Origin of the sequence: Nocardioides sp. NPDC101246, assembly GCF_044767415.1 — a bacterium.
GTDB lineage: Bacteria > Actinomycetota > Actinomycetes > Propionibacteriales > Nocardioidaceae > Nocardioides.
The window spans coordinates 73,387-91,189 of record NZ_JBIWNX010000022.1; the positions used below are offsets into that span (position 1 = coordinate 73,387).

18 protein-coding genes are annotated in these 17,803 nt (G+C 70.8%); 13 read left to right on the plus strand and 5 right to left on the minus strand.

Annotated features, from left to right (window positions below):
* Window positions 1-68 precede the first annotated feature (68 nt).
* The 7 genes from ACIRON_RS28825 to ACIRON_RS28855 all read left to right on the plus strand — a co-directional run bounded on the left by ACIRON_RS28825 (window position 69) and on the right by ACIRON_RS28855 (window position 7,939).
* Entirely contained in the window at window positions 69-1,217 is a 1,149-nt protein-coding gene (locus ACIRON_RS28825) for a phosphotransferase family protein (protein WP_402998234.1), read from the plus strand.
* Entirely contained in the window at window positions 1,214-2,362 is a 1,149-nt protein-coding gene (locus tag ACIRON_RS28830; RefSeq protein ID WP_402998237.1) for a hypothetical protein, read from the plus strand. The genes ACIRON_RS28825 and ACIRON_RS28830 overlap by 4 nt, the downstream gene beginning before the upstream one ends.
* Before the next feature lie 8 nt (window positions 2,363-2,370).
* The gene (locus ACIRON_RS28835) at window positions 2,371-3,810 is read left to right on the plus strand and encodes an aldehyde dehydrogenase (RefSeq protein ID WP_402998240.1); all 1,440 of its coding nucleotides are present in this window, start codon (window positions 2,371-2,373) and stop codon (window positions 3,808-3,810) included.
* A 112-nt stretch (window positions 3,811-3,922) separates the two neighbouring features.
* Window positions 3,923-4,984, plus strand: coding sequence for an ABC transporter substrate-binding protein (locus ACIRON_RS28840; protein ID WP_402998243.1), 1,062 nt, complete (start codon window positions 3,923-3,925; stop codon window positions 4,982-4,984).
* A complete protein-coding gene (locus ACIRON_RS28845) occupies window positions 4,984-5,835 on the plus strand; it encodes an ABC transporter permease (protein ID WP_402998245.1) in 852 nt (283 codons plus the stop codon). The genes ACIRON_RS28840 and ACIRON_RS28845 overlap by 1 nt, the downstream gene beginning before the upstream one ends.
* Window positions 5,808-6,569 (plus strand): ABC transporter ATP-binding protein, encoded by a 762-nt coding sequence (locus tag ACIRON_RS28850; RefSeq protein WP_402998248.1) that lies wholly within the window; start codon window positions 5,808-5,810, stop codon window positions 6,567-6,569. The genes ACIRON_RS28845 and ACIRON_RS28850 overlap by 28 nt, the downstream gene beginning before the upstream one ends.
* Complete coding sequence (locus ACIRON_RS28855) at window positions 6,569-7,939, plus strand: LLM class flavin-dependent oxidoreductase (protein ID WP_402998250.1); 1,371 nt, start codon at window positions 6,569-6,571, stop codon at window positions 7,937-7,939. The genes ACIRON_RS28850 and ACIRON_RS28855 overlap by 1 nt, the downstream gene beginning before the upstream one ends.
* On the opposite strand, the gene ACIRON_RS28860 is transcribed toward ACIRON_RS28855, so the two are convergent.
* Entirely contained in the window at window positions 7,895-8,983 is a 1,089-nt protein-coding gene (locus ACIRON_RS28860) for an LCP family protein (RefSeq protein ID WP_402998252.1), read from the minus strand. The two genes, ACIRON_RS28855 and ACIRON_RS28860, sit on opposite strands and share 45 nt — an antisense overlap.
* A gap of 248 nt (window positions 8,984-9,231) precedes the next feature.
* On the opposite strand from ACIRON_RS28860, the gene ACIRON_RS28865 reads away from it, so the two are divergent.
* Both ACIRON_RS28865 and ACIRON_RS28870 read left to right on the plus strand, forming a co-directional pair.
* Window positions 9,232-10,002, plus strand: a complete 771-nt coding sequence (locus ACIRON_RS28865; protein WP_402998253.1) for a sensor histidine kinase — start codon at window positions 9,232-9,234, stop codon at window positions 10,000-10,002.
* The gene (locus ACIRON_RS28870) at window positions 9,986-10,663 is read left to right on the plus strand and encodes a LuxR C-terminal-related transcriptional regulator (RefSeq protein ID WP_402998255.1); all 678 of its coding nucleotides are present in this window, start codon (window positions 9,986-9,988) and stop codon (window positions 10,661-10,663) included. Before ACIRON_RS28865 ends, ACIRON_RS28870 begins: the two co-directional genes overlap by 17 nt.
* Window positions 10,664-10,682: 19 nt before the next feature.
* Here the strand turns inward: ACIRON_RS28870 and ACIRON_RS28875 are convergent, their stop codons facing one another.
* From ACIRON_RS28875 to ACIRON_RS28890, 4 genes are read right to left on the minus strand one after another with little or no spacing between them, the layout of a single operon-like run.
* A complete protein-coding gene (locus ACIRON_RS28875; RefSeq protein ID WP_402998258.1) occupies window positions 10,683-11,303 on the minus strand; it encodes a DapH/DapD/GlmU-related protein in 621 nt (206 codons plus the stop codon).
* 60 nt (window positions 11,304-11,363) lie between these two features.
* Entirely contained in the window at window positions 11,364-12,395 is a 1,032-nt protein-coding gene (locus tag ACIRON_RS28880; protein ID WP_402998260.1) for a hypothetical protein, read from the minus strand.
* Window positions 12,392-13,633 (minus strand): MFS transporter, encoded by a 1,242-nt coding sequence (locus ACIRON_RS28885; protein WP_402998263.1) that lies wholly within the window; start codon window positions 13,631-13,633, stop codon window positions 12,392-12,394. Before ACIRON_RS28885 ends, ACIRON_RS28880 begins: the two co-directional genes overlap by 4 nt.
* A gap of 4 nt (window positions 13,634-13,637) precedes the next feature.
* A complete protein-coding gene (locus tag ACIRON_RS28890; RefSeq protein ID WP_402998265.1) occupies window positions 13,638-14,306 on the minus strand; it encodes a hypothetical protein in 669 nt (222 codons plus the stop codon).
* 164 nt (window positions 14,307-14,470) lie between these two features.
* Here ACIRON_RS28890 and ACIRON_RS28895 point away from each other — a divergent pair, with 164 nt between their 5' ends.
* From ACIRON_RS28895 to ACIRON_RS28910, 4 genes are read left to right on the plus strand one after another with little or no spacing between them, the layout of a single operon-like run.
* Window positions 14,471-16,039 carry a class I adenylate-forming enzyme family protein gene (locus tag ACIRON_RS28895; protein WP_402998267.1) on the plus strand — a complete coding sequence of 523 codons (1,569 nt, stop codon included), beginning with the start codon at window positions 14,471-14,473 and terminating at the stop codon, window positions 16,037-16,039.
* A gap of 1 nt (window position 16,040) precedes the next feature.
* Window positions 16,041-16,787, plus strand: coding sequence for a hypothetical protein (locus ACIRON_RS28900; protein ID WP_402998269.1), 747 nt, complete (start codon window positions 16,041-16,043; stop codon window positions 16,785-16,787).
* 1 nt (window position 16,788) lies between these two features.
* Window positions 16,789-17,223: a holo-ACP synthase gene (locus tag ACIRON_RS28905; protein ID WP_402998272.1), complete on the plus strand. Its 435-nt coding sequence runs from the start codon at window positions 16,789-16,791 to the stop codon at window positions 17,221-17,223.
* Window positions 17,216-17,617, plus strand: a complete 402-nt coding sequence (locus tag ACIRON_RS28910; protein WP_402998275.1) for a VOC family protein — start codon at window positions 17,216-17,218, stop codon at window positions 17,615-17,617. The genes ACIRON_RS28905 and ACIRON_RS28910 overlap by 8 nt, the downstream gene beginning before the upstream one ends.
* Window positions 17,618-17,803 lie beyond the last annotated feature (186 nt).

A 17,803-nucleotide genomic window follows, 5' to 3' on the forward strand; every position in this document is an offset into this window, starting at 1 on the left:
GACAAACTAGAACGTGTTCCACCAACCTGAGGCGTGTGATCTGACTCACACGCCTCTAGGAGGAGCACGTGACCCAGGCGCCCCCGCCGCCCGAGATGACCTTCCAGAAGTCGGGCCGCGACCCCGCGGCGATCGGCGCCAGGCTCGAGCAGTGGCTGACCACCGTGCTCCCGCCCGGCGCCGACCCCGAGGTCTCGATCCTCGGCGGCATCGACGCCAACGGGCTCTCCAGCGAGACCGTCCTGCTCGATGTCGCCTCGACCATTGCCGGATACAGGCGGACGAAGGCGTACGTCCTCCGGGTGGCGCCCCGCCCCGAGGACGTCCCGGTCTTCGCGACCTATGACCTGCAGGCGCAGTACGACGCGATGCGCCTGGCCGGGTCGCTGTCGCCCGTGCCGGTGCCGGAGGTCGGCCTCGCCGAGATGAGCGGCTCGGTCCTGGGGACCCCGTTCTTCCTCATGAAGCGGGTCGAGGGCGTCGTCCCGCCCGACGTGATGCCCTACAACTTCGGCGACAGCTGGCTCTTCGAGGCCTCGCCCTCGGACCGGGCGGCGCTCCAGCAGCGCTCGGTCGAGGTGCTCGCCGGGCTCCACTCGATCCCGGACGCCGCGTCGCGGTTCGGCTTCCTCGATCCGGCCGTGGCCGGCCACGACGGCGAGACGCTGATCGCCCGCAACCTGGCCAAGACCCGAGCCTGGTACGCCTTCGCCTCCACCGCCGAGGAATGGGGCGGCCGCTCGCCGCTGGTCGAGCGCGGTCTGGCCTGGCTCGAGGCCAACCTTCCCGAGGACGTCGGCGAGCCCGTCCTGTGCTGGGGTGACGCCCGGATCGGCAACATCATCTACCGCGACTTCGCGCCGGTGGCGGTCCTCGACTGGGAGATGGTCAGTCTCGGGCCCCGCGAGATGGACGTGACCTGGATGATCTTCGCCCACCGCATCTTCGAGGACCTGGCCGCCATGCTGGAGCTGCCGGGGATGCCGGACTTCCTGACCGCCTCCGAGGTCAAGGAGGCCTATGTGGCGGCGACCGGCGTCGAGCTCGGCGACCTGACCTGGCACGAGGTCCATGCGGCCGTCATGTGGGGGATCATCTACCTGCGCATCGCCGCCCGGCAGATCCACTTCGGCGAGATCGAGGCGCCCGAGGACCCGGAGTCGACGCTCTATCACCGGGCGATGTTCGAGGCGATGCTGGCCGAGGTCGGCGCATGAGCGGGGCTCATGGTGAGTATGTCGGGGTCGGCCCTCTCGACGAGTATCCGATCCACCAGCTCCCGCGTCCGGTGGCCTGGGCGGGGAGCAGCGACCGCAACTTCTACGACCGCTGCTACCTCAACGCCCACGACCGCACCGGCGACCTCTTCCTCATCACCGGGATGGGGTTCTACCCCAACCTCGGCACCAAGGACGCGTACGTCCTGCTCCGCCGTGGCGACGAGCAGACCGCCGTGCACCTGGGCGACGGCGCAGACCCGCGGGGCGGCGACCGGATGGAGCAGCGCGTCGGGGCGTACCGGATCGAGGTCGCCGAGCCGCTGCGCAAGCTCCGGCTGGTGATGGAGGAGACGCACGGGATCGCCCTGGACCTGCGGTGGGAGGGGTCGTTCGAGGTGGTCCAGGAGCAGCCGCACGTGATGCGTCAGGGGGCTGCCACCGTGCTCGACGCGCAGCGGTTCGCGCAGGTCGGGACCTGGGAGGGGGTGATCGAGGTCGACGGCGAGAGGATCGCCGTCGACCACGATCGCTGGGTCGGCACCCGGGACCGGTCCTGGGGGATCCGCCCCTCCGGCGAGGGACTGCCGCCGGGCAAGCCCGCCGACCCGGAGTTCGAGGGGATGTGGTGGCTCTACGTCCCGCTGCGGTTCGACGACTTCGCCGTCGTCCTGATCATCCAGGAGACCCCCGACGGGCATCGGGTCCTCAACGACTGCACCCGGGTCTTCGCCGATGGCCGGGTCGAGCAGCTCGGCTGGCCGCACGTACGGATCCACTACCGGGACGGGACCCGGCTCCCCGAGGGCGCGACGATCACGTGCACGACCCCGGACGGGAAGCAGCTCGTGCTCGAGGTCTCCTCGCTGCTGGGTGCGCCGATCCATGTCGGCGGCGGCTACGGCGGCGACTCCGACTGGGCGCACGGGGTCTGGAAGGGTGCCGGGTTCACCGAGCGGCTCACCTACGACATGAAGGCGCCCGACGTCGCCGGCCGGACCCCGTTCGGGGTGATCGACCATGTCGGGCGCGCGATCGCGCACGGCCCCGGTGCTGACGGGGTCGAGGGCTGGGGCCTCTTCGAGCACGGAATCCTCGGCCGTCACGACCCCTCCGGCTTCACCGACTGGCTCGACCGAATCTGAGGAGAACGATGACCTACGACCACGACGCACTGTTCATCGGCGGCGCCTGGGCCAAGCCCGCGACCGACGCGAGGATCGAGGTGATCTCGCCGCACAGCGAGGAGGTGGTGGCGCGGGTCCCCGAGGGCTCGGTGGAGGACATCGACGCCGCCGTCGCCGCGGCACGCACGGCGTTCGACGAGGGGCCTTGGCCCCGGATGTCACCGGAGGAACGGATCGAGATCGTCCAGGCGCTCTCGGGCCTCTATGCCGGAAGGCTCGGCGAGATGGCCGAGGTGATCACGGCCGAGATGGGCTCGACGATCTCGTTCAGCAACCTCGCCCAGGCGCCGGCGCCGTGGATGCAGATCGAGGCCTTCCTCGCCATCGCGCGAGAGTTCCCCTGGGAGTCCCGGCGGCCGGGCTCGTTCGGCTCGGACGTCGTCGTACGCCACGAGCCGGTCGGCGTCGTCGCCGCGATCGCGCCCTGGAACGTCCCTCAGTTCACCGTGCTGTCCAAGCTCATCCCGGCGCTGCTGGCCGGCTGCACGATCGTGATCAAGCCCGCTCCGGAGACTCCGCTCGACACCAACCTCCTCGCCGAGATGCTGATCGAGGCAGGGGTGCCCGAGGGCGTGGTCAGCATCGTCGCCGCGGGGCGCGAGGTGGGCGAGCACCTGGTCACTCACCCCGGCGTCGACAAGGTGGCGTTCACCGGGTCCACCGCGGCCGGCCGGCGGATCGGCGCGCTGTGCGGCGAGCGGCTCAAGCGGGTCTCGCTCGAGCTCGGCGGCAAGTCGGCCGCGATCGTCCTCGAGGACGCGGACCTGGCGGCCACGCTGGAAGGGCTCAAGTTCACCGCGCTGATGAACTCCGGCCAGGCCTGCGTCGCCCAGACCCGGGTGCTCGTCCCGCTCGGTCGCCATGACGAGATCGCCGGCGCGCTGGCCGAGACCGTCGCGTCGATGAAGGTCGGCGACCCGTCCGACCCGGCGAGCGAGATCGGGCCGATGGTGGCCCGTCGCCAGCAGGAGCGGGTCGAGAAGTACATCGCCCTCGGCCAGGAGGAGGGTGCCCGCCTGCTCGCCGGTGGCACCGGCCGTCCGGCCGGTCTCGACACGGGTTGGTACGTCCGCCCGACCGTCTTCGCCGGCGTCGACAACCGGATGCGGATCGCCCAGGAGGAGATCTTCGGCCCGGTCCTCTCGGTGATCCCCTACGGCTCGGTCGAGGAGGCCGTACGCATCGCCAACGACTCCGACTACGGGCTTGCGGGGACGGTGTGGACCGCCGATCAGGAGGCCGGGCTCGATGTCGCCCGCCGGGTGCGGGCCGGGACGTACGGAGTGAACACCTACACGATGGACTTCGCGGCACCCTTCGGTGGCTTCAAGGCATCCGGGATCGGGCGGGAGTTCGGGCCGGAGGGCCTGGCTCAGTACACGGAGCTGAAGTCCGTCTACCTCTGATCCCTGGGCGCGTCTCGTTCTCCGGCAGGCATGTCTCAGGATCCGAGCGGTGCTTTTATAGCTAATCTCTACTGACTTACTCTGGTTTGGACGGACCAACCAGAGGAGAGCCATGATCCGCCCCACCCCACCGCGCCTGACCGCCATCGCCGCCGTTCTCTCGACCCTGCTCCTGGGGCTGACGGCCTGCGGCGGCGCCGATGCGTCCAGTGCCTCCGAGCTCGCCGCCGACGCGGCGCTCCCCGACCAGGTCCCGGAGGGGACCGTCCTGCGCCTCGGGCTGCCGCCGATCGAGGTGGCGCTCAAGGCGTCCGGCCTGATCGACGAGGTCGAGGGCTACGAGATCGAGTGGGCCAACATCTCCGGTGGTCCGAAGAGCATCGAGGCGTTCCGCGCCGACGCGCTGGACGCGAGCTACGTCGCCGACATCCCGCCGCTGTTCGCGACCTGGACCGACACCCCGGTCAAGATCGTCGCGGTCACCGAGAACCCGGACCCGCTCGAGAACCCGATCTACGAGCTCGGCATCGCGCCGAAGTCGAAGGTCAAGACGCTCGCCGACCTCGAGGGCAAGAAGATCGCCTACTCGCCCGGCCAGGCCCAGGGCGCGCTGGTCCTCAAGACGCTCGCGGCCGCCGGGCTCACCCAGAAGGACGTCGAGCTCGTCGAGATCCAGAGCGTCGACGACACCTTCTCCAACGCGCTGGCCTCCAACCAGGTCGACGTCGCGCCGCTCGGTGGGCCGCAGCTGACCTCCTACCTGGCCAAGTACGGCCGTGACGGCGCCACCTCGATCCGCACCGGCATCCGCGACGACGCGACGCTCATCTACGGGCCGGAGGAGACCTTCGAGGACGCCGCCAAGGCGGCCGCGTTCAAGGACTTCCTCGCGCTGTGGGTCGAGTCCGAGAAGTGGGTCGACGAGCACCCGGACGAGTGGATCCAGGCCTACTACGTCGACCACGAGGGGCTGACCTTCGAGGACGGCAAGAAGGTCTTCGAGTCCTCCGGGCAGAGGGTGATCCCCGAGGGCTGGGACGAGTTCATCAAGCGTCACCAGGAGACCGCGGACATCCTCGTGAAGGAGCAGGACCAGCCCGACATAGACGTCGACGACCTCTACGACCGCCGCTACGAGAAGGTCATCGCCGAGGCGCTGAAGGACGGTCAGTGATGGCCACCGCAGCAGTCGAGGCGCCGATCGCCGGCGTCGTCTCCGAGAAGGCCACCGACAAGCGGGTCGTACGCCGCCGCCTCGGGCCCGGGCCGCGGGTCCCCGGCACGCTGTGGATCGGGCCGGTCTTGCTCCTGGGGCTGTGGTTCCTCGCCTCGGCGACGGGGGTGCTGGACCCTCGGACCCTGTCCGAGCCGTGGGTCGTGGTCGAGACCGCTCAGCGGCTGATCGCCGACGGGCGGCTCCCCGAGGCCCTGGCGACCTCGGCCTACCGGGCCGCGCTCGGGCTGGTGATCGGGGTCGGCGTCGGGCTCGCGCTCGCGCTGGTCTCCGGCCTCAGCCGGGTCGGGGAGGCGCTGATCGACGGTCCGGTGCAGGTCAAGCGGGCCATCCCGAGCCTGGCGCTGATGCCGCTGCTGATCCTGTGGCTGGGGATCGGGGAGCCGATGAAGGTGATCACGATCGCCCTCGGCGTACTCATCCCGATCTACATCCACACCCACAACGGGCTGCGCGGCATCGACAGCCGCTACGCCGAGCTCGCCGAGACCGTCGGCCTGGGGCGCGGCGCGTTCGTCCGGCATGTCGTGCTGCCGGGCGCGACCCCGGGCTTCCTGCTCGGGCTGCGATTCGCGGTGCTCAACGCGCTGCTGTCGCTCGTGGTCGTCGAGCAGGTCAACGCGACCAGCGGCATCGGCCACATGATCACCCTCGCGTCCAGCTACGGCCAGACCGAGATCATCGTCGTCGGCCTGGTCGTCTACGCCCTGCTGGGCCTGGTCGCCGACGGCATCGTCCGCTTCACCGAGAGGAAGGCACTGGCATGGCGACGCACGCTGGAGAGTCACTGACCGTATCCGCAGGACCCGCCGTACGTGTCGAGGGGCTGCGCCGCAGCTTCTCCGAGGCCGGCGGCGTGCTCAACGGGCTCGACCTCACGATCGGCGCCGGCGAGTTCGTGGCGCTGATCGGGCGCTCGGGCTCCGGGAAGTCCACCCTGCTGCGGGCCCTGGCCGGTCTCGACCGCTCCGTCGCGGGCTCGGGTGTCGTGGACGTACCCGAGCGCGTCTCGGTGGTCTTCCAGGACTCCCGGCTGCTGCCGTGGCGACGGGTGCTGGACAACGTGACCCTGGGCCTGACCGGGTCGGATGCGCGGGAGCGAGGCCTCGAGGCGCTCTCCGAGGTCGGGCTCGAGGGCCGCGACAGGGCCTGGCCGCACGAGCTCTCCGGCGGTGAGCAGCAGCGCGCGGCGCTGGCGCGGTCGCTGGTCCGCGACCCGCAGCTGCTCCTCGCCGACGAGCCGTTCGGAGCCCTGGACGCGCTGACCCGGATCAAGATGCACAAGCTGCTCCAGAAGCTGTACGCCGCCCACAACCCCGCCATCTTGCTGGTCACCCACGACGTCGACGAGGCGATCGCGCTCGCCGACCGGGTGATCGTGCTGGTCGACGGCGTCGTCGGCTCGGACATCCGGATCGACCTGGGCTCGAAGCGGAGCCCCGGCGACCCGCGGTTCGCCTCGCTGCGGGCCCAGCTGCTGGCCGAGCTCGGCGTGGTCGAGACGGTCGAGGAGGAGGTGGCCTGATGAGCGCTCGCCAGCTCCACTTCAACCTGTTCCTGCTCGACACCGGTCACCACGAGGCGTCCTGGCGGCTGCCCGGGTCGGACCCGCACGCGAACCTCTCGCTCGCGGCGCACCAGCATCTGGCCCGGGTGGCCGAGGCGGCCAAGTTCGACTCGCTGTTCCTGGCCGACTCGCCGGCCCTGTTCGGCGAGCCCGGCCGGCGGCCGTCGGGGCGGATCGAGCCGACCGTCCTGCTGTCCGCGCTGGCGGTCTCCACGCAGCACATCGGCCTGATCGCGACCGCCTCGACGTCGTACAACGAGCCGTACAACCTCGCCCGGCGGCTCGCCTCCGTGGACCATCTCTCCGGCGGGCGCGCTGGGTGGAACATTGTCACCACCGCGGGGGACGCGGCGGCGCGCAACTTCGGGCTGGAGGGGCAGCCGCTGCACAAGACCCGCTACGAACGGGCCACGGAGTTCCTCGACGTCGCCACGAAGCTGTGGGACAGCTGGGCCGACGACGCGATCGTGGCCGACAAGGACGCCGGGGTGCACGCGGTCGGCGACCGGATCCGGCCGATCTCCCACGTCGGGGCCCACTTCTCGGTGGAGGGTCCGCTCAACCTGGCGCGGTCGCCGCAGGGCTATCCGCTGCTCGTCCAGGCGGGCTCCTCGGACGACGGCAAGGAGTTCGCGGCGCGCTGGGCCGAGGCGATCTTCACCGCCCAGCCGACCCTGGCCGAGAGCCAGGCCTTCTACGCCGACATCAAGCGGCGGGTCGTCGCGGCCGACCGCAACCCCGACCATGTCCTGGTGCTGCCCGGGATCGTCCCGGTCCTGGGTGACACCGAGGCCGAGGCGCGTGAGCTCGAGGCCGAGCTGGACCGGCTGATCGCCCCGGAGTACGCCCTCGCCCAGCTCGCCCAGCTGCTCCGCGTCGATCCCTCGCGGCTGGACCTGGACGCGGAGCTGCCGGAGGACCTTCCATCGGAGGACGACATCGAGGGGGCCAAGAGCCGCTACACCCTCGTGGTCGACTGGGCCCGCCGGGACCGGCTGACCGTGCGCGAGCTGATCGGGCGCCTCGGCGGCGGACGAGGGCACCGGACCTTCACCGGCACGCCCGTCCAGGTCGCCGACACCATCCAGCACTACTTCGAGAACGGTGCCGCCGACGGGTTCAACATCATGCCCGCGGTGCTGCCCTCGGGCATCGAGGCGTTCACCTCGAAGGTCGTGCCGATCCTCCAGGAGCGCGGTCTCTTCCGCACCGAGTACACCGGCGCCACGCTCCGCGACCACTACGGCCTCCCGCGCCCCGCCAACCGCCTCGACCCGGCTGGGTCAGCGGACGACGTCGGGGGTGAGGAGGTCCCGGTTCGCCTCTGACCACTCGGCCATGCGGTCCTCCCCGACCGCGCGCCACAGGTCGCGGTCGCGGGAGGGGTCGAGACGTACGACCGACTGGTCTCCGACCATGCCGGTGCCATCGGTGGGGACGGTGAGATAGCTGATGTCGCCGGTGCGCAGGTTGCGGAGGGAGGCGGCGAGCTTGGCCATCTGGATGGTGGACCAGTCGTCGTCGACGGAGGCGTGCTCCGAGAAGAGCGAGAAGAGATCGAGGACCTGGTCGGGGTTCTTGCGCAGCTCCTGCTCGAGGGTCTGCTCGAGGAGGGTGCGCAGGAATGCCTGCTGGCGGGCCACACGGTCGAGGTCGCCGTCCTGGAGGCCGTAGCGCTGGCGTACGTAGAGGAGAGCCTGCTCGCCGTCCAGGTGGTGGCTGCCGGCCTCCCAGCGGACGCCGCGGGCGGAGTCGTAGACGGTCTTCGGGATGTAGATGTCGACGCCACCGATCGCATCGGTGAGGGCCTTGAAGCCGTCCCAGTCGATGACGGTGAGGTGGTCGATGCGTACGTCGGTCAGCTTCTCGACGGTCTCGACCGTGAGGCTGGGGCCACCGAAGGAGTAGGCCCAGTTGACCTTGCCCTTGCCGTGGCCGGGGATGTCGACCCAGGAGTCGCGCGGGATCGAGATCACCGAGGCGGAGTCGCGGTCGCCGTCGATATGGACGAGCAGCATCGTGTCGGAGCGTGCCTGCCCGGGCTGCCAGCCGGGCGCCTCGGCTCCGGTGGTGGGTGTGTCGGACCGGGTGTCGGTGCCGAGGACCAGGATGTTCATCGCGTCGGCGGCCGACCCGGAGGTCGGCTTGGCGGGCCGGTCGGTGAGGCCGGTGAACGTGTCGGGCAGCCGCTGGAGCTTTCCCTCCACCGTCGCCTGGAGCCACAGGATCCCGGTCAGGGCCGCGGCGCAGAGCAGCAGGAGACACACCAGCAGCCCGATCAGGGGTTTGCGGGCACGACGCCATCCGCGCGCGGGGGGCGCGTCCGCAGGATCCGGCTGCGACGGCACCGGCGGATGATCAAGGATAGCCACCTGAGTATGGGACCTGGGACTCCCTCGATATGGGGTCCAGATGCTCGCCATTCCTCAATTTGAGGCACCAGTCGGTAACGGCCGGTAACCAAAAATAGGTAGGCGATCCGTCCCTCGGATCGAGTGAGTACAGTCCCATTGCCGTACGGCGCTGTTCATGTCGGACCTTCAGGTCCGCACGTGTTTCATGCCGCCTGGCTGCGTCTTGGGAGGGCGTGGCGCGAGGATGACCAGGGAGAGCTGTGCCAATGTCAAGAGCCGGTCGGGATGAACGTGCCCGGCTGCACGAGGCTGCCTCCGCGCTGGCCGGGATCCGGGCGGCGACCACGCTGCTGAACTCGTCCGGCGCGATCGGCGAGGAGCGACGGGCCGCGATGACGGCGATGGTGCAGAGCGAGCTCGAGCGCCTGGAGCGGATGGTCCGCCGGCAGCAGGATGCCGCGAGGCCGGTGGTCCCGGAGCCGCGGGCCGATGAGATGCAACTCGATGAGCTGCGTGCCGAAGAGATGCGTGCCGAGGTGATCGACCTCGACTCCGTGGTGGCCACCATGGTGCTCGCTCACGAGGCCAGGGGCACCGAGGTGGTGTGGCGCCCCAGCCGGATGCTTGCGCTGGGCGACTCCGACCAGCTGACCGAGGCGCTCAACGTGCTGCTCGACAACGCCGCGGCCCACGGGGGAGGGTCCGTCCGGATCGAGGTACGTGCCGCCGAGCCGTCGAGCACCACGGTCGAGATCGCGGTGACCGACGACGGGCCCGGGGTCGCGCCGGAGCTGCGCCGGCGGATCTTCGCCTGGGGCGTCAGCCGGCCGGGCTCCACGGGCCAGGGCATCGGCCTCCATGCCGCGCGGGACCTGATGGAACGCCAGGGTGGCTACCTCGAGCTGCTCGAGGCGAGCGAGCGCACCACCTTCGTCCTCGGCATCCCGATGCTCGGCTGTGCCGATGGCGGGGCGGGCGACGGGGCCGACCAGTACGACACCCCGACCCAGGGAGGTCGCCATGGTGTCGCCGCGTAAACGCGTGAAGGTGGGCATCGTCGAGGACCACACCCTGTTCGCCGAGTCGCTCGAGCTGGCCCTCACCTTCGAGGGCTACGACGCCCGCCGCATCGACCTGCCCGAGGAGCCGCCCTCGGAGGCCAAGCTCACCTCGCTGATCATGCGGTCCCAGCCACGCATCGTCCTGCTCGACCTCGACCTGGGCCAGCACGGTTCGGGCGTACGCCTCATCGCCCCGCTCGCCCGGGCCGGTGCCGACGTCGTCGTGGTGACGGGCTCGACCGACCAGACCCGCTGGGGGCACGCCCTGCACGTCGGGGCCCGCACGGTGCTGTCCAAGTCGGTGCCGCTGGGCGAGATCCTGGGCACCGTACGCAGGCTCAACTACGGGCTCAGCGTGCTCGACGTCGACGAGCGTGAGCGCCTGATCCGGGCGTGGGTGGGACAGGAGCAGGGCGTCTTCGAGACCCGCCGCCGGCTCGCCCAGCTCTCCCCGCGCGAGTCACAGGTGCTCGAGCACCTGATGGACGGCTTCACGGTCGGCGAGATCGCCAAGCTTCGCGTCGTGTCCGAGGCGACGGTGCGCACCCAGGTGAAGTCGATCCTCGCCAAGCTCGGCGTCTCCTCGCAGATCGCGGCGGTCAGCATCGCCCACAAGGCCGAGTGGCGGGCCGCCTGAGACCCGGTCGACCGGCTCGTCAGATCGCGATCAGGCCGTCGTCCTCGTTCGCGGTGCGCAGGACGTAGAGCGTGCCGGTCTTCGGGCAGCGCCAGGCGTCTCCCTGGGCGACCAGCGGTGCGCCCGCGTGCCCGACCCACCCCATCCGCTGCGCCGGGACCCCGACGACCAGCGCGTGGTCGGGTACGTCGCGGGTGACCACGGCCCCCGCCGCGACCATCGCCCAGGCGCCGATCGTGACCGGCGCGATGCAGACGGCTCGGGCGCCGATGCTGGCACCGGTGCGTACGGTCACACCGACCGCCTCCCAGTCCTCGCCGTCCTTGAGGGTGCCGTCCGGGTTCACGGCACGGGGGAGGTAGTCGTTGGTGAACACCACCGCCGGCCCGACGAAAGCGCCGTCCTCGAGCACCGCCGGCTCGTAGACCAGGGCATGGTTCTGGATCTTGCAGCGGTCTCCCACCACGACCCCGGGACCGACGTACGCCCCCCGGCCGATGATGCACTCGCTGCCGATCCGGGCGTGCTCGCGGACCTGGGCCAGGTGCCAGACGAGGGTCCCGGCGCCGATCACGGCACGGTCGTCAACGTTCGCGCTGAGTTCTATCCGGGGCGCGGCGTGAGTCTCCTCAATGGTCATCCGCACAGCAAAGCGCGACCCGGACGGCGAGGGTGCCGGACCCGGGACGGAGTACCCGATTCAGCGTAGAACCGCGGGCGAGGCCGCTTCCGGGATGAGCACACGAGGGGTCGCGGAGGCCGAGGTGTCGAGCGCCCAGACGTCGTCGACCGGCTCGCCCTCGCGCTCCAGGCCGTAGAGGACGGTGCCGTCGTCGAGCCACTCGATCTGGTCGTCGATGCTGTGGGTCTCACCGGCGAGCACTGTGCGTCGGCCGGTGGCGAGGTCGAGGACCGCGGGCGTCCACCGGGTGCCGTCCTTGTCGGCCTCCTTGAACGCGATCCGGGTGCCGTCGGGGGAGAGCGACGGGCACTCGACGTGGTCGGCGATGGTCGTCAGCGAGCGTTCGGTGAGATCGCCGCGGGCCAGGTAGGTCCGCCCACCCGTGGCGACGGTGGCGTAGAAGGTGCGGTCGTCGTCGGCGAACGTGACGCCCCAGATGTTGCGGTCGACCGGGGAGACCTTGCGGCCGTCGACGACCAGGCTGAACTTCTCCAGGTCGCCGTAGCTCGCTCCACCGACCCGGCGGATGAGGGTGCGCGTCGAGAATCCGCTGACCATGTAGGAGTCGCCGTTGACGAACACCGTCGAGGAGACCAGCTCCCCGTCCGGCGAGATCCGGGTGCGGCTGGGCAGCCCGGGCAGGTCGGTCCCGTCGACCTCCCGCCACGCCTTCCCCGGGGTCGAGGTCGCCAGGTCGGTCGCCCGGTAGCGGCTCACCACGCCCTGCTCGGTCGCCAGGCAGGAGACCGACCGCGCCTGCGCGTAGACCCGGTCGCAGCTCAGGTCGGTGAGCGCCCGGGCGCCGCCGGGATCGTCCAGTGCCACGGCGCCGACGTGGCCGTAGTCGGCGTCGCGGCCGGTGTGCCGGAAGAGGATCCGCGGCCCCTTCTCGATCTGCGGCATGGAGGTGGTCGTCGCCTCGGTCGCCCGGGACGTACGCCGGTCGTTCTCCGCGATCGCGGAGAGGGCGTACGCCGTCACGCCGGCCGTGACGAGCACGACGATCGCCCCGAAGATCGCGGTGCGCCGCTTGGCCCAGAACGTCGTCATCGCACCACCCTGCGCATCACGGCGAGCCCGGCCGGGATCGCGGCGAGCAGCACCGCGCAGACCGCGAGCATCGCGACCCGGGGGCCGACGGCGTACCAGAGCAGGCCGAAGCCCGTCGCTGCGACGAGCCGAGCCAACGCGACCGCGGTCTGGGCGGTGGCGATGCCGCTGGCGCGTACGTCCTCCGGGACCAGCTGCCCGGCGACCGCGGCCAGGGTGCCATCGGTCGCGGCGTAGAAGACGCCGAGGAGGAGCACCGCGGCGCACGTCGTCCAGAGCGCGCCGGACCCGGTCGCGGCGCACAGGTAGGCGACCGCGAGCGGAAGGTGGCCGAGCACGAGGACCTTGACGCGCCCGACCCGGTCCGCGAGCCTGCCCATCGGTACGGCCAGCGCGAGGTAGGCGAGGTTGGTCCCGACGTAGAGGACCGGGAACCACTGCGCCGCGAAGCCGCCGGTCTCCAGCAGCGCCAGGTAGACGAACCCGTCACCGATGGTGAGCAGGGCGAGCACGCCGGACACACCGGTCACCCGCATGAGACCCGGCGTGAGCACGGTGCGCCAGCGCACCTTCGGGCGCGGCTCGCCGAGGCGAGGGGCGGTCCGGCGGACGGCGCCGGTGCGGAACGGCACGAAGCACGCCATCGTCGCCACCCCGAGCACGGCGAAGCCGAGCGAGACGACCAGCACGGTGTCGTAGCCGTCGGCGATCCGCCACAGGATCACGAACGCCAGCAGGGGTCCGAGCGTGGCCCCGATCGTGTCGAGCGCCCGGTGGACGCCGAAGCTGCGGCCGAGGTGCGCCGGGTCGCTGGAGGCGGCGATCATCGCGTCGCGCGGCGCGGTGCGTACGCCCTTGCCGACCCGGTCCAGCGAGATCGCCGCCGAGATCGTCCCGAAGCCGCCGGCGAAGATCAGCCCGAGGCGCGCGACCGCGCTCATCGCGTAGCCCGCCAGTGCCACCGGCTGCGGCCGGTCGGTGCGGTCGGCCGCCCACCCGGCCGCGATCCGCACCAGCGAGGAGACGCCCTGATAGAGCCCGTCGATGAGCCCGTACGCAACCGGGGAGAGCCCGACGACCGCGGTCAGGTAGAGCGGCAGGATCGCCGAGACCGACTCCGAGGAGATGTCGGTCAGCAGGCTGACGATGCCGAGGGTGACGACGGTCCGGGAGACCCGCCCGCCGGACTGCCGCGGCTCGGCACTCGTGGTGGGACGGTCGCTGAGAGACAGGTACACCGGCTCAGGTCTTCGTGCGGAGGACGGAGTAGAGGCTGAAGTCGACGTTGCGGCGCCCGGTATGGGTGATCGTGACGCTGACGGTCTCGTCGCCACGCTTCAGCGAGATCGCGGGTGTGTTCTCGACCGACGTCGCCGTGACCTCCTTGAAGCCGTGCTGCGCGAGACGGGTCCGGAAGTGACGCAGTACGTCGCAGGGCCGCCGGCAGGTCGCGGTCAGCGCCACCTGGAGCGCGCCCTTGGTGGGCGAGACGCTGGAGACGGCGACCGTGGTCCGCGACGGCGGTTCGAGTGCCGTCGGGTATCCGGCCACCAGGGCGCTCTTGCGGACCGCCTGCTTGGGCAGCGGCTCCGAGATCAGCGCCGCGGTCTTCGTACGTGGCTTCTCGGTGAGGCCGGGCAGGCCCGATTCGCCCGACCCGCTCGGTGTCGAGGCCGCCTCCGGCAGCGCCTCGCTCGCGGATTCGGGATCGGACTCCGACTTCCGGCCGGACTCGGACCCGGCGCTCGAGCCCGAGCTCGGGTCGGCTCCCGGCGAGCCGGACCGGGACGAGGTCGAGCCGTTGCCGTCGGTGCCGGAGGAGGAGTCGTCGAAGCGTCCTGGCATCCAGAAGATCGCGACGCCGACGAGCACGCCGAGCAGCACGAGCATGAGGAGGCGCTTGAGGTTCACGAGACCAGTCGACGCGTAGCAGAGTCGAGTCGGGACCGATGGGTGGGTCGCGTACTCAATTTCAGGCAGCCTGTCGAGCGCCCCACCGCCGGTCGAGGTGGGGCGTGCGACGTTGCCATGGCCGGGAACTGTCCCGGCCGAAGCATCCCGGGGGACGGGCCACGTTGAACACTGCCGACTTTCTTCTCGAGCACGCGCCCGAGGATTCGATCGCGCTCGCCGAAGCCGGTCGCGAGTACACCTTCGAAGAGCTGCGAGCCAGCGTGTCCGTGCTCACGGGACGGCTCTCCCGGCTCGGACTGACCCCGGGTACACCGGTCGGGATCATGGCACCCAACGGGCTGTTCTGGACCTCGGCCTATCTCGCCGCGCTCCGGATGGGGCTGGTCGTGGTGCCGTTCGCCGTCACGCTCCCGACCGAGGAGGTGGTGGCCCGGGCACGCTGGGTCGGCGCCGACGCGCTGCTGGTGGGCCGCGCCCAGGCCGCGGCGCTGAGGCTGAGCCTGCCCCGGAGCCTCCCGGTCGTGGTCGAGCGGAAGGAGCGGCTGGTCCCGAAGCAGCGATCGACGTCGGTCGAGCTGCCCGGCGGGGTCGAGGTCGACCCGGACCAGGACGCGCTCTACATGTTCACCTCCGGCACCACGGGCGATCCGCGCGCGGTGCGGATCACCCACCGCAACATCCAGTCGAACACGACCTCGATCCTCGGCTACCTCGACATCACGTCCGAGGACCGGATGCTGGTCGTGCTGCCGTTCACCTACGCCTTCGGGCTCTCGCTCCTGCACACCCATCTGCGCGCCGGTGCCGCGATGGTCATCCAGCCGACGTTCGTCTTCCCGCAGGCGGTGGTGGACCGGATGACCTCCGAGCGCTGCACGGGGTTCGCCGGAGTGCCGTCGACCTTCGGGACGCTGCTGCGCAACAGCACCTTCGGCAGCACGGCCGTACCGACGCTGCGGACGATCCAGCAGGCCGGTGGCCGGCTGGCGCCGGCTCTGGTGGAGCAGCTGGCACGCGCGCAGCCACAGGCGCGGGTCTTCGTGATGTACGGCGCGACCGAGGCCACCGCTCGGCTCTCCTATCTCCCGCCGGAGGAGCTCTCCCGGCGGCCCGGGTCGATCGGCCGGGGCATCCCGGGTGTCGACCTGCGGGTCCTCGACCGCGACGGGGTGCACGTCGCCCCGGGCGAGGTCGGCGAGATCTGGGCCAGCGGCGCGAACATCTCGCCCGGCTATCTCGACGACCCCGAAGCGACGGCACGCAAGATGCCGGGCGGGATGCTGCGTACGGGAGACCTGGCGAAGGTCGACGAGGACGGCTACATCTACGTGGTCGATCGGGTCGAGGACTTCATCAAGTCGCGGGAGCACCGGATCGCCAGCCAGGACATCGAGTCCGTGGTGCTGGACCTGCCCGACATCGTCGCCGCGGCCGCGGTCGGGCTGCCGGATGACGCCGCAGGGGAGCGGCTCGAGCTGGTGGTGGTGCGTCGGCGGGGGTCCGGACTGCGGGTCGCCGACGTCATCGCGCACTGTCGCGAGCAGCTCTCGAAGCACATGGTCCCCGAGGTGGTCCGCATCGTCGACGCGCTGCCGTTCAACGCGAGCGGCAAGGTGATCAAGCAGGACGTACGCGCCATGTGCCTGAGGTTGGCCGAGGGACTGTCCGGTGCCGGGGACTGCATCGCCGGTGTCGACGACGACAGTGGCGGTGGCGTCAAGGTGAGCTGAGATGGCGGAACGGAACGAGTCGATCGCGTGGCCCAGCGACGACGAGCTGCGGGCAGTGGGCGAGACCAGGGTGCTCTTCGGGCACCAGTCGGTGGGATCGAACATCCTCGACGGGGTCGCCAGGGTGTACGCCGACGCCTCGGTGCCCGCCCCGGTCATCGCGGACGTCTCCTCCGGCGAGGACGCCCGGGACGGATCGCTCATGCATGCCTACCTCGGGGTCAACGGGGAGCCGCTGAGCAAGTTCACGGCGTTCGCGGCGATGCTGGACAGCCCGGTGGCCGAAGGGGTCGACGTGGCGCTGATGAAGCTCTGCTACGTCGACATCACCGCCTCCACCGACGTGCAGGCCGTCTTCGACGCCTACGGGTCCATGATGGCCGACGTGGAGGCGGCGCATCCCGACGTACGTTTCCTCTATACGACCGTGCCGCTGACCGCGGATCGCGGATGGAGGTCCAGGATCAGGGCGCTCCTGGGTGGTGACGACAGGACGGGGCCGGCCGACAACATCGCCCGCGAGCGCTACAACGCGATGGTCAGGCAGGAGTACGCAGCCTCGGGACGTCTCGTGGACATCGCTGCGATCGAGTCCGCCGGTACGGGTGAGCGCAGCCAGGGCGGCCACACCTACCACGTGCTCGACCAGCACCTGAGCCTCGACCGCGGCCACCTCAACGAGGCCGGCTCGGAGGCGGTCGCCGCCGAGCTGCTGAAGACGGTCGCGACCTACAGCCCGGTCGCCTGAGATGCTGACGAAGAGCGACGGGTCCACGATGAGCCTGCAGGGGGTCGGGATCGACATCGCCGACATCAGGCGCTTCGCGAAGCTCCTGGGGATGCGTGGATCCGGAGGCGCGGCGCGATGGTTCACCGACGCCGAGATCGCCCAGTGCATGGCCGCGGCGGCCCCCGCCACCGCCTTCGCGATGAGGTACGCCGCCAAGGAGGCCGTCTGGAAGGCGCTCGGTCCCGGCGAGTGGTCCGGGCCGCTGCCGTGGCGCGGGATCACCGTCATCGAAGGGCCTCCGGGGTCGCTCGAGGTCACCCTTTCGGGCCCTGCGGCCGATCTGGCGGCTCTGGCCGGAGTCACGGTGGTGCGCGTCGCCACCGTCCCCGGGCCCTGGATGGCCATCGCCACCGCCGTCGCCGAAGGCGCCGCGACGCGAGGTGACGATGCCTGACCTTCGGCTCGACCACATCGGCATCCAGGTCCGCGACCTCCTCCGCACCGCTGAGGCCTTCGAGCGGCTCTTCGGCTACCGCCGCGTCACCGACCCGGTCGTCAACACCCGCCAGGGCGTCCGCGGGGTCTTCCTGGAGAAGCCCGGATCTCTCCCGCTCAAGCTGATCACTCCGGTGACTCCTGGGCCGCACGCGTACGGGCTCCATCACCTCGCCTTCATGGCTCCTGATCTGGAATCGACTCTCGTCGAGCTCGGGGTCGCCGGGGCTCACACGCTCAGTCCGCCTCAGCCGGGGGAGATGTTCGACGACGAGCTCATCGCTTCTGTCCGGGCTGCTGGGATCAATGTCGAGCTGGTTGCTGGGGGGCGGTGGCGGGGGCGGATCTCTTGAGGTTTTTTGGGGTGGGGGTGGGCCGCCGACCCGTTCTTTGAGGGTCTTCTCGATCTGGTCCGGCGTCAAGGACGGGCCTTCGGCCCGCCGACTTCGCCGGCCGCCTTCGGCGGTCCTGGACTCCGGACCAGATCGAGAAAAGATTTGGCTGGCTATCGGGGCGGCGGCCCGGGTGTGGCGCAGCGG